Raw genomic sequence first — 11101 nt, 5'->3', positions numbered from 1 at the left:
TGCAATCACTCCGGTACCCGGTGGCGTAGGCCCGATGACGATCGCCTGCCTGCTGGCCAATACGCTGACCGCCGCGTGCCGGGCGAATGGCCTGCCAGAACCCGAAGGCCTGACAGCATAATACCCGACACAAAGACCTATTTGGGTATGATCTGATTAGCCGGAGAGCCTGCGCGCTCTCCGGTTTTTTGTTCTCCAGGAATTATTAGTAGGTATGGGGATTTGTTAACTTGACCCAGCGTTAACCCGTGATAAGCCTTCTAATCCAAGTGGTTGTGAGGTTAGACTACCTTCCGTTTGATGTTTTTGGTGCAGGCTAAGAAGGTGTGTTGCTTGGTATGAAGTCCAAACTAAGTCCGATCATCTCGTTTTGCAGTCTTCAGCGTGTAGTGGCCGGCCTAGTTTTTGTTCCATTGCTTGCCTATTCGTTTGCACCCTTTCGAGACATGACACTGTCATATTCACAGCGGTTGTTGTTCTGGACTGGTGTAATGCTACTGGCGCTGGTTGCAACATGGGCTGCGGGGCGACTTGTGCGCACAAAACTGAGTTTATCGGGATCGTTGTTCCGGGATTTTGCTTTTGCTGCGTTGATCCTGTTGTTGTTTGCCCCCTCTTTGTGGTTTCTGACGTGGATTCTGTTCTCATTGAATGGACGGATGGCTCCAGACCTGTTGAAGGTCGTCCCTTATGGGCTTCTGTTCGCAACGGGGCTAATACTTGTTCGTCAATGGGGCGATCCAGATGAAGCAGTGGAAGAACCTCGAGCACGGCTCTATCATCGATTGCCAACTGGTTTCGAGGGGGAGATCTACCGGCTGACCGTGCGTGATCACAGCGTCGATGTCGTAACCTCAGAAGGGACATTTACCATCCGCTCGCGATTTACCGATGCGATAGCTGAAATGGAGCCGGTTCCTGGGCATTGCACACATCGATCACATTGGGTGGTGGATTCCACAATTGTTGGGGTAAAGAAAGAGGCGGGGAAAACCTACCTGCGTTTGAGGAACGGCGACCAAGTACCTGTTAGCCGGAAATACAAGCAGCATCTTGTGGATGACGGGCTGTTATAAGGGTCATCGCGGCATTGGAATTTTCTGGGGCTGATTCCCAGTCAAGATTGCCCGGGCATCGGAGCCCATGATCCTTGTCAGTGTTTGGTCTGTGCTGCGCAACCCGCCGGTATAGGTCCCATAGGCGGGCAGGATTAGTCGGGCATGATCCAAAAGGAACGCAGGCCGAGAGATCGAGCGCCCCCGAATATTCAAACTAGCCTTGGGATGATAGTGGCCGGAAATCTCAGCCATTGCATCTGGTTGGGCTATATGGCGAAAAGTGAGGCCGCTGCAAATCCATTCGGATAGATGCGTTCCACCAATTTCAACCGAACCGGGGTCATGATTGCCTTCGATCCAGATCCAGTTCCGACCTGCTTGCAACGTCGTAATCCGAAGCCTGTCCTCAGTTGTCAATGCAGTTGACGCGTCCAAGTCGTCAAAGCTGTCTCCCAGACAAATTACTGACGTGGCCTTTGTATGTGACAAGTCACCTTCCAGCCGTGTCAAAGTCTCGCGTGTATCATAAGGGGGAAGCGAAGAACCGCCCCTTCGAGCGATGCGTTCCGACTTGCCCAGATGCAGATCAGATACGCAAAGCAAGTATTGATCGGGCCACCAGAGTGCCCCGGAACCTAGTGCGCGCAATTGGTGACCCGCAAAGGAAAACTCGACGTTGTTCATGGTCCGTTCTTTGCCTGTTTCGACGGACGGCGCAAGAGGATTCACGGAGATTGTATGCCTGCAGCTTGCAGCAAGCGGGCACTCTCTTCGGCCAGAAGACGTTCTTCTGCCTCACCTTTGACTGGCACTTTTCCCATTTCCAGAAAGAGCGGCGCAGCCAATGGTGAAACGCGATCCAGCCGCAGAAGATCGATGCGGCCATTGATCCGCGCGACCATCGCTTCGATCCGCCCGAAATCAACCAATCCGCGCATGGCTTCTTCGCGGGTGATCTGCATCAAAAGATGGTCGGGGTCGTATTTCAGCAGAGTGTCATACAAGATGTCTGACGAAAACGTCGCTTGCCGCCCGCTTTTGCGCTGCCCGCCGGTATTGCGTTCGATCAGACCTGCGATTGTGGCCGAGGCGCGAAACGTCCGCTTCATCACGGCGTTGCCTGCCAACCACGTTTCCAGCCCTTCGCGCAGCGCATCAATCTGGAACAATGGACGTGGATCGGTTACCGCATCCAGACCCCAGATCAGGGTGGCATAGTCGGTGGCGACAAAACCCAGTGGGGCAAGGCCGGTCTCTTCCATACGTTTGGTTAGTAACAAGCCCAGGGTCTGCTGCGCATTTCGGCCTGCAAAGCCATAGACACAGATATGTTCACGCCCATTGTCGGGGAAGCTTTCGATCAATAGTCGATCGCGCTGCGGTAGGCGCGAGACCTCGCGTTGCAACGCCAGCCAATCGGCGGTGTGGGCGGGCAAGTGTGGCCAGTCAGATTGCGCGAACATACGCAGAATGCGGTCGCTAAGCTGCGTGGAGGTGGCAAATTTTGTGCCAGAGAAGGTTGCGATCTTGGGTTTCTTGTCAGCGCGGCGGCTGACCTCAACCACCATTTCACGCAGCCCTTCGTAACGGACGATCTGGCCGCCGATCAGAAATGTGTCACCGGGGGTGAGCGAGGCAGCAAACCCTTCTTCCACCTCGCCAAGTGGCTTGCCACCGCGATTTCGTTTCAACCGTACCTTCAGCGTGTCAGTGTCCTGAATTGTGCCCAGATTCATCCGGATACGCTGCGCTGCTCGTGGATCACGCAATTGCCAGCGCCCATCTGATCGCTGCTGCAACCGCTGCCAGCGGTCATAGGCGCGCAGGGCGTACCCGCCGGTGGCGCAGAAATCCAGACAGGCATCAAATTCGGGTCTGCTGAGGCCGGCATAGGGCCCCGCCGAGGTCAGCGCGGTGTAGAGCGCATCGGCCTCGAACGGTCCGGCTGCAGCGGCGATCAGGATATGCTGACAGAGCACATCCCGAGGGCCCGCGCCGCGAGGATCACCGTCCAGGTCATGTTCTTGCACCGCATGCAGTGCGGCCACACATTCGACCACTTCAAACCGGTTGGCAGGTACCAACAGCGCCTTCGATGGGGCATTATAACGATGGTTTGCCCGTCCGATCCGCTGCACCAGCCGTTTGACGTTCTTTGGCGCGCCAATTTGGATCACCAGATCCACATCCCCCCAGTCGATTCCCAGATCGAGGCTGCCCGTGCAGACAATGGCCCGCAGATCACCGCGTACCATTGCGCCCTCAACCCTTTCGCGTTGCTGCCGGTCCAAACTGCCGTGATGGATACCGATTGGCAGACTTTCATCATTTGCCAGCCAGAGATTATGAAAGAATATTTCGGCCTGAGCGCGCGTGTTGTGGAAGATCAGTGTGGTTCTATGCTGCCGAACCTGCTCCAGCACCGCCGGAATGGCATAGGCGGCGCCTCCACCAGACCAGGGGGGCATTTCTTTGGTTTCAAGCATCGCGATATCGGGATCTGGGCCGGGATCGGCCTGAATTATTCTGCATGGATCAGGATGCCGCGCCAGAAACTGCGCAATGCCTTCTGGGTCTTCCACAGTCGCAGACAGGCCGACACGGCGCAGATCGGGGCAGAGCGCTTGCAACTGTGCCAGTGCAAGCATCAATTGATCGCCCCGCTTGCTTTCCGCCAAAGCGTGAATCTCATCAACGATGATGCGCTGGACTCCCTCAAACATACGCGGCGCGTCTTCGTAGGAGGTGAGTAACGCCAAGCTTTCTGGTGTTGTCAGTAGGATATGTGGAGGATCAACACGCTGGCGTTTCTTTTGCGTGGCCGACGTATCGCCAGTGCGGTCTTCGATCCGTATAGGCAAGCCGATCTCTTCCACCGGGGCACGCAGATTGCGGCGGATATCAGCGGCCAGCGCCTTGAGTGGTGAGACATAGATCGTATGCAGCCCATCATGCGCGCCGTCGGCCAGTTCGGACAGGGACGGCACGAACCCGGCCATCGTCTTGCCCCCGCCTGTCGGCGCAATCAACAGCGTCGCCGGCTCCTGTGCCTGGTCGAACATGTCTTGTTGATGCGGGTGGATCGACCAGCCTTTGGCGGCAAACCAATCGCTAATCCGGGCGGGAATCTGCGTCATGGCCGCAGATTAACCGCCCGGGTTCAGAAGGACAGGGGGTTAGTGAACGATCTTTTCTTCCTTGACGAACATGTTCGCCCAGGCACGGTCGATCAAGTCGGGGCTCATCTGATAGGGGATGCCTTCGAATTCGCAGATCGAGATCATCTGGTCGATCAGGAAGATCGGTTGATAATTCGCGTATATGTTCTGGATTGTCGGGTATTTGACCTTCAGCAGATGTACCAGAGCCGCTTCGTCCAGAGGCATCCCGCGTTTGCGGGCGACCATCGCAAAGATCTTAAGGAAGTTCTCTTGGTTCGGACCATCAATTTTTATCTTGAAGAAGATCCGGCGCAGAGCCGCTTGGTCGAAGATTTCATTCGGATGGAAGTTGGTTGAAAAGATAACCAGAGTATCGAAGGGCACTTCGAACTTCTCACCTGATTGCAGGCCGAGGATATCCTTGCTTTCTTCCAGCGGAACGATCCAGCGGTTGATCAGGGCCTGAGGCGGTTCGGCCTGACGCCCAAGGTCGTCCACGATGAAAATGCCTCCGGTCGATTTCAACTGCAGCGGTGCCTGATAGGTCCGGGCAGTGGGGTTGTAAACGAGGTCCAACATGCTTAGCGACAGTTCACCGCCGGTTACCACGGTCGGGCGCTCGCATTGCACATACCGCGTATCGAACCGTTTCCGGCGGCGCAAACTGTTGGGATCGTCCTCTTCCTGTTCAATCGCGGTGTGAACAATCGGATCGTATACGGTGATCACCTGCCCCGAATATTCGATGGCGCGCGGGACATAGACATTGTCACCCAGCGCGTCCCGAATTCCGTTCGAGATTGAGGACTTACCATTGCCCGGAGGGCCATACATCAGGATCGACCGACCGGCGCTGACAGCAGGGCCCAAGTGATCCAGCAGGCTGTCGGGTAGAACCAGATGACCCATAGCGCCAGTCAATTGATCACGGGTGACCTGAATATTGCGGATCGACTGACGCTTGACCTGTTCGCGATAGACGTCCAGTGGCACCGGCATCGCGCCGAAATACTCCGATTGGCTAAGCGCGTCTAAGGCACGGGCCTTTCCTGCATCGGTTAACTGATACCCCATCTCGTTGCCCGAGTTGGCGTTCAGTGTGCCTGTCGCCTCCATCAGTTTCTGTTCCCGTGCGATATCGATCAGTTCCTGCGTCACCGAGCCGGGCAGGCATACCGCCGCGGCAACCTCGCTTACCGTATCCACGTTCTTGCGAAAGATCGTTTTCAGCAGAATGTCACGCATCATCACCAGCGGAAGCTGCATTTCAGCCAACCCCTTAGGGGCAGGGGGGGCCATAACGGAGGACGTCTGCATGTTCATAAGCGGGACTCGTCTGTCAATTATCACACCAAAGGCCCCATGCAGGGCCGTTTAGGGAAAATTTGACGCGTCTTTGTGGCAGGACCAAGGCGCGGGCAAGGCGCGGTCATGATTGTTCACGAACCGTGGATTATGCCCAAAATCAGGTAAGCCACGAGGCTACCTGCAAGCGTCAGACCCATTGGAAACTGTTTGCCGCGATCCCAACTGTCCCAATGCGGAGCTATCTGGCGCAGTCGGGTGTGTTTCGCTAACCGGTGGGAACAAAATGCCCCTAGCAGCGTGGCAGACAGAATTATGAATACCCACATGAAATCACTGGCCCAGACAAAAGCAGCGGCGGCAGCGCAGAATTTGGCGTCACCAGCTCCCATAATTCCAGCAGCGTTCAATACGATGCCGACGATCAGAACAACGACTATGTGAAGCAGCTGCCAGGCGTATAAAGGCAGCTTGACAGTGACCGGACCAAACGTGCCGGGTAGCCATTCGTCCGACCATGGCGGCAAAACGAAAAGGCCGACAACGAGAAAAACCACCAACAGTGCCATGACCGCATGGTTCTTGATCCGCATCTCACGCATATCGGTGAAGGCAACGTAGAAACAGATCGGCAGGACAAATGGTAAGAACCACGCTGCCGCTGCCGCTGGTATGTGCATGGATCAGGCGTCCTCGAGTGCCCGAAGCGAGCGAACGGCTTCGTCATAATGCTGGGGATGCGTGGCAATTGCCTCGCGATACAGGTTCTTGGCAAGGTTTACATCGCCTTGTTTAACTGCCGAAATAGCCATCGTATTCAGCAACATCGCCCGTTCGGTCTGTGACATCGGGACAACCGGAACGCTGTAATTGCCTTGCGCACTGCGCGCCAGAACAAGATTGTTCTTCGCAGTAAATAGCGCGTTGTCCTGTTGAATGGCTTCGGTGAACAGACGTTCAGCTTCGGCATATTGCCCGCGTGCCATTTTGGAGTAGCCCCAGTTATTCATGACACCCGCCGGTCGCGTAGTCAGGCCAACGGCGGTTTCATAATAATGGTCTGAGCGTTTCCAGTCTTTTCTGGAGTCTGCCACCAGCGCCTCAAGCCGATAGCGCTTGAACGTCTCGTAGGTGGGCGGGATTTTGTCGAGTGTTGCCTTAGCGCCGTCCCAATTTCCGCTACGCACTTGTGCATCTGCATATTCAACCCGGTCGGCGTTGTTTGCACCTTTCATCCCGAGCACACGTTTCCATGCCGCTGATGCCTCGGTGCTGCGCTTGGCGCGGGTCAGGGTAATCGCAAGACCACGCTGAAGATCGATCCGGTCCGGGTTCTTGGCGGCCGCACCCTGAAAATAAGTAACGGCTTCATTTGGATCAGCTGCATTCAGCATCACATCATTCAGGTTGGTCTCGTCAATAACGTTTACTTCCTGAAATGTACGTTCGACTTTTTCCTCTTCGGTTTCTTTTGCGCAAGCGGTCAAAACCAGCCCGCACGCAAGCATCGTCGGAATCAAAAAGGGATGGCGCATTTTTGCGTCCTTTACTGCTCTGCCTCTATTGCTGGGTTTTTGCGCAGAACGAATTGCCCGTCGCCGCGCTGCTCCAGCTCAAATTCTTGTTCTTGTGGGGTATTATTAGCAGGATTTTCCATTTTTGCGAGTGCTAACCGCAAATTGTTACGGATTGCGTCACTTTCGCCATTGTCTAACGCAAAAGCACGGCGGAAAACCTGTGCTGCTTCGGCGTATTCGCCTGTCTCCATCAGGAATACGCCAAGATTATTCCAGGCGACCGGCCAATCGGGATCATCCTCCACTGCTCGGCGTAGCAGGGGTTCGGCTTGTCCGATCCGGCGTAAGCCCAGATTGGCGGTGCCGAGCGAAGTCAGGATCTCGGGTGTCATTCCCTCGGTCAGCGCCGCCCGGGTGAAGGATTCCATCGCAAGCTCGTATTCGCCTGCCGCCATTAGGCGATTGCCGATAGCGATTTCATCCACAACCGGGCCATCGGGGTCAACCCCAGGCGCAAATGGATCGTCCGGAGAACGCGTTTCAGTGCAAGAGGCCACCATGGCAATAACCATGGCGGCCCTAAAGAGATGACGCAGGTGCAAACCGAAAGGCTTGAGAACCTTATCACGCAGAAGCTGAGCGTTATTGGCTTCCAAACTCCATGATACCTTTTGCCGAAGGGCCAACAAGAATGACCAGAAGGGGGGGGACGGTCAGCATCATTGTGGCGAGTGTCATTTTGGTTGGCAACTTGTTCGCGGCTTCTTCGGCGCGCATAACGCGCTTGTCGCGCATTTCGTCGGCGTAAACCCGCAGAGCTTCTGCGATCGAAGTACCAAAGGTGGCTGACTGGATCATAACAGTCACAAATGCGCTAACGTCCTGAACTCCGCAACGGGTGGCAAAATCGCGCAGGACCGTATCCTTTTCTTTACCAGCCTTCATTTCATAGGCGACGACTTCAAATTCAAGCGCAATGTCGGGATACGAGGCTTTCATTTCCGCTGCGACCCGAACGATGGCTTGATCAAGCGATTGGCCGGCTTCGACGCAAACAAGCATCAGGTCAAGCGTGTCGGGGAAACCGTTGACGATGGCCTCCTTCCGTTCCTCCACGCGCCGTGTGATCCAGTACTTGGGTATGAAGTATCCGACCAGTCCAGGCCCCAAAACGCGAATTAGGAGTTGAGTAGAGTCAAACTCCTGATCACCTGCGAAAACCGTGACCAGTGAGATACCGATCAGAATTCCGACAATCCCCAACGCAAACTGCGAAAAGTGATAGAATCGAACAGCATCTTTTGACTGATAGCCCGCTTGGCGCAGCTTGAGTTGAACGGCCGAATATTCTTCCTCGTCCTTGGGCTCGAGGAAATTGGCAAATTTTTCAAGCTGCTCGTTGCGGCTGGCGTTTCTCAGGCGTTCTTTCTTTTCTTTCTTACTTTTCTTAGGCGCCGCGTTTGAACGTTGTAGCTTTTTAAGTGGATCCTCAGGCTGATTCAGCATCAAAGGGACGGTGATCAGGATCATAAACAAACCCAGAATACCAACGACAATCAGCGGGCCAAATTCGCCTAAATGAGTTTTCAGCAGCTCATTGATCTGGCTCAGAATTTCCATGGCGGCACCTCTAAACCTTAATATTAGTCAGGATTTTCATGACGATCAGGTTCAATGTCAGCATGATGCCAACAAAGAAACAGGCTGGAATAAAAAGCGGATGATCCATCACCGAATCGTAATAGTGCGGATCCTTGACCAGAATGAACATGAGGCAGGCAAGAGGGAAGCCGGACAGGAACTTTCCTGACCATTTTGCCTCAGCGGTAATCGCATTCACCCGACGGAACAAGCGGAACCGGGCCCGGATCACTTTCGCAAGGCCGGCGAGAATATCAGCAAGGTTACCCCCCGACTGCTGCTGAATGGAAACCGCCACTGCTAGGAAGCGCAAATCCTGCATATCCAGCCGTTCTGCCATGTCCTTAAGCGCTTCACCCACTTCCCGGCCATAAGCAGATTCATCCGAGATGATGCCAAATTCCGTCGCAAGCGGGTCCTCAACTTCGCTGGCAACGATCTGGATCGATGAAACAAACGGGTTGCCGACCCGAAGCGATCGCACCATCAGTTCAACCGCATCCGGTAATTGTTCTTCGATCAAAGCCATTCGTTTCTTGGCCTTGTTGCTGACCCAAGTATAGACAGCACCAATACCGATGGCACCCGAAAGCGCGATCCGCAATGTCATTTCGGTCGCCGTGGCCACGCTGAGGGCCATGAAGACCAAACCAGAAACCAGCGCCATGATCATAATCAGCTGTCTGGGTGAGAAGGCGATTGCGGCTTTTTGGGCTTTGTCTGCCAGAAGCGAATAGAGCGGGATGCTCTGCGACTTCATATGCTGCTGCATTTCCTTGCGCAGCTGTTCCAGCACTTGTTCGCGACCGACACCCTTGTCGATCATATCCAGCCTGCGATTTACACGGCTGTTCAGACTGATCGATTTTCCAAAGGCGACAAGATAGATACCTTCGACCAGGGCAAAAACCCCGACGAAAATCACGACATAGATGAGCGCCTCGACAGGCAGTTGCATATCTTGGTTCTCCTACATCGTGGTCGGGTCGTAGATCGAAGCGGGTAGATCGAAACCCCACAGGCGGAACCGCTCTGAAAAGTTGCTCCGGACGCCTGTCGCAGTGAAATGGCCGATGATCTTGTTATCAGGAGTCAAGCCAACGCGTTGAAATTTAAAGAGTTCCTGTAAGGAAATCACGTCACCTTCCATCCCAGTAATCTCAGTGATGGAAGTCATGCGACGTGAACCGTCCTGTAGACGGCTGGCTTGAACAATCAGGTTCACAGCCGATGAGATCTGGCTGCGGACGGCTTTGATCGGCATTTCGATTCCAGCCATCGCGATCATGTTCTCAAGACGTGAGATACCGTCGCGGGCAGAGTTGGCGTGGATGGTGGTCATTGATCCGTCGTGGCCTGTGTTCATGGCCTGCAACATGTCGATCACCTCGGCACCACGCGTCTCGCCCACGATGATGCGGTCGGGGCGCATACGTAGGGCGTTTTTTAGACAGTCCCGCGGGCTGACCTCACCTTTGCCTTCCACGTTGGGCGGGCGGCTTTCCATCCGGCCCACATGGGTCTGTTGTAGCTGAAGTTCCGCCGTATCCTCGATGGTTAGGATGCGTTCGGCGTCGTCGATAAAGCTGGAAAGCGCGTTGAGCGTTGTCGTCTTACCGGAACCTGTACCACCTGAAACGATGATATTCAGGCGCGTTGAAACCGCAGCTTGCAAGTAGGCGGCCATTTCTTCCGTGAAGGCGCCGAAATTGACAAGATCGTCAATGCCCAGCTTGTCCTTCTTGAACTTACGAATCGAAACCAGCGAGCCATCAACTGCAATCGGCGGCACCATGGCGTTGAAACGCGAGCCGTCTGCCAAACGGGCGTCAACGTAAGGGTTGGATTCATCGACACGACGGCCAACAGCGGACACAATCTTGTCGATGATCCGCATCAGGTGCTTTTCATCCTTGAAAGTGATGTCGCTGATTTCCAGTTTGCCCGCTCGCTCGACGAAAATCTGCTGAGGGCCGTTTACCAGAATATCGTTGACCGTATCGTCCTGCAGCAAGGTTTCCAGCGGCCCCAGGCCGGTGACTTCATCATAAAGTTCCTTGTTGAGCTGAGTGCGGTCCTCACGGTTCAAGACAATATTGCGCGATTCCAGAACTTCGCTTGAAATTGCACTGATCTCAGCCCGTAACTCGGCCTCTGCTGCTTTCTCAAGCGCCGCAAGGTTTAGGTTTTCAAGCAGTTCACGGTGCAGTTCCAGCTTGATCTCACCCAAACGCTCTTTGCGCTTGCGCTCTTTGTCGTTGACGGTGACCTCCGCCGCCTTTTTTTGCACCGGCTTGCGTACGACATTGGTCGAGGCCGCCGCCGCGGCTGGCGTTGCGGCCTCAGTTTTTTCAGGCGCCGGGGTTTGAACCGGCTGCGCCGAAGGCTGTTTCTTATATCTTGAAAACACGGCAGCTCC

Annotated in this window: 10 protein-coding genes and 1 pseudogene; 2 read left to right on the top strand and 9 right to left on the bottom strand. The window is 54.8% G+C overall.

The window, feature by feature from the left end; all coding sequences use genetic code 11:
- Positions 1 to 121: pseudogene (locus ACR0JR_RS20890) on the top strand (bifunctional methylenetetrahydrofolate dehydrogenase/methenyltetrahydrofolate cyclohydrolase); the annotation flags it as partial.
- A 325-nt stretch (positions 122 to 446) separates the two neighbouring features.
- Positions 447 to 1076: a LytTR family DNA-binding domain-containing protein gene (locus ACR0JR_RS20885; protein WP_480457908.1), complete on the top strand. Its 630-nt coding sequence runs from the start codon at positions 447 to 449 to the stop codon at positions 1074 to 1076.
- Positions 1077 to 1079: 3 nt separating this feature from the next.
- Here ACR0JR_RS20885 and pdeM read toward each other — a convergent pair whose 3' ends face one another.
- The 9 genes from pdeM to ACR0JR_RS20840 all read right to left on the bottom strand — a co-directional run bounded on the left by pdeM (position 1080) and on the right by ACR0JR_RS20840 (position 11092).
- Entirely contained in the window at positions 1080 to 1742 is a 663-nt protein-coding gene (pdeM, locus tag ACR0JR_RS20880; protein ID WP_480457907.1) for a ligase-associated DNA damage response endonuclease PdeM, read from the bottom strand.
- Between the two features lie 41 nt (positions 1743 to 1783).
- On the bottom strand, positions 1784 to 4195 hold the full coding sequence (locus ACR0JR_RS20875) for a ligase-associated DNA damage response DEXH box helicase (protein WP_480457905.1): 2412 nt from the start codon (positions 4193 to 4195) through the stop codon (positions 1784 to 1786).
- Between the two features lie 39 nt (positions 4196 to 4234).
- Complete coding sequence (locus tag ACR0JR_RS20870; protein WP_010441649.1) at positions 4235 to 5542, bottom strand: ATP-binding protein; 1308 nt, start codon at positions 5540 to 5542, stop codon at positions 4235 to 4237.
- 116 nt (positions 5543 to 5658) lie between these two features.
- Positions 5659 to 6204, bottom strand: a complete 546-nt coding sequence (locus ACR0JR_RS20865; RefSeq protein WP_480457903.1) for a prepilin peptidase — start codon at positions 6202 to 6204, stop codon at positions 5659 to 5661.
- Positions 6205 to 6207: 3 nt separating this feature from the next.
- Entirely contained in the window at positions 6208 to 7059 is an 852-nt protein-coding gene (locus ACR0JR_RS20860; RefSeq protein ID WP_170541627.1) for a tetratricopeptide repeat protein, read from the bottom strand.
- Positions 7060 to 7070: 11 nt separating this feature from the next.
- Positions 7071 to 7613, bottom strand: a complete 543-nt coding sequence (locus tag ACR0JR_RS20855; protein WP_480457902.1) for a tetratricopeptide repeat protein — start codon at positions 7611 to 7613, stop codon at positions 7071 to 7073.
- 70 nt (positions 7614 to 7683) lie between these two features.
- Positions 7684 to 8661, bottom strand: coding sequence for a type II secretion system F family protein (locus ACR0JR_RS20850; protein WP_010441653.1), 978 nt, complete (start codon positions 8659 to 8661; stop codon positions 7684 to 7686).
- Positions 8662 to 8671: 10 nt separating this feature from the next.
- Positions 8672 to 9640, bottom strand: a complete 969-nt coding sequence (locus ACR0JR_RS20845) for a type II secretion system F family protein (protein ID WP_319545167.1) — start codon at positions 9638 to 9640, stop codon at positions 8672 to 8674.
- A gap of 12 nt (positions 9641 to 9652) precedes the next feature.
- Positions 9653 to 11092: a TadA family conjugal transfer-associated ATPase gene (locus tag ACR0JR_RS20840; protein ID WP_480457900.1), complete on the bottom strand. Its 1440-nt coding sequence runs from the start codon at positions 11090 to 11092 to the stop codon at positions 9653 to 9655.
- Positions 11093 to 11101 lie beyond the last annotated feature (9 nt).

Source organism: Ruegeria sp. AA3 (genome assembly GCF_056542905.1).
Note: the sequence above shows the minus strand (reverse complement) of the source record. Positions and strands in the feature narration are given on the sequence as shown.

Bases quoted from the DNA above. Each gene is read 5' to 3' on its own strand.
- ACR0JR_RS20885 (WP_480457908.1), top strand. From the start codon at position 447: ATGACACTGTCATATTCACAGCGGTTGTTGTTCTGGACTGGTGTAATG.
- pdeM (WP_480457907.1), bottom strand. From the start codon at position 1,742: ATGAACAACGTCGAGTTTTCCTTTGCGGGTCACCAATTGCGCGCACTA.
- ACR0JR_RS20875 (WP_480457905.1), bottom strand. From the start codon at position 4,195: ATGACGCAGATTCCCGCCCGGATTAGCGATTGGTTTGCCGCCAAAGGC.
- ACR0JR_RS20870 (WP_010441649.1), bottom strand. From the start codon at position 5,542: ATGAACATGCAGACGTCCTCCGTTATGGCCCCCCCTGCCCCTAAGGGG.
- ACR0JR_RS20865 (WP_480457903.1), bottom strand. From the start codon at position 6,204: ATGCACATACCAGCGGCAGCGGCAGCGTGGTTCTTACCATTTGTCCTG.
- ACR0JR_RS20860 (WP_170541627.1), bottom strand. From the start codon at position 7,059: ATGCGCCATCCCTTTTTGATTCCGACGATGCTTGCGTGCGGGCTGGTT.
- ACR0JR_RS20855 (WP_480457902.1), bottom strand. From the start codon at position 7,613: ATGGTTATTGCCATGGTGGCCTCTTGCACTGAAACGCGTTCTCCGGAC.
- ACR0JR_RS20850 (WP_010441653.1), bottom strand. From the start codon at position 8,661: ATGGAAATTCTGAGCCAGATCAATGAGCTGCTGAAAACTCATTTAGGC.
- ACR0JR_RS20845 (WP_319545167.1), bottom strand. From the start codon at position 9,640: ATGCAACTGCCTGTCGAGGCGCTCATCTATGTCGTGATTTTCGTCGGG.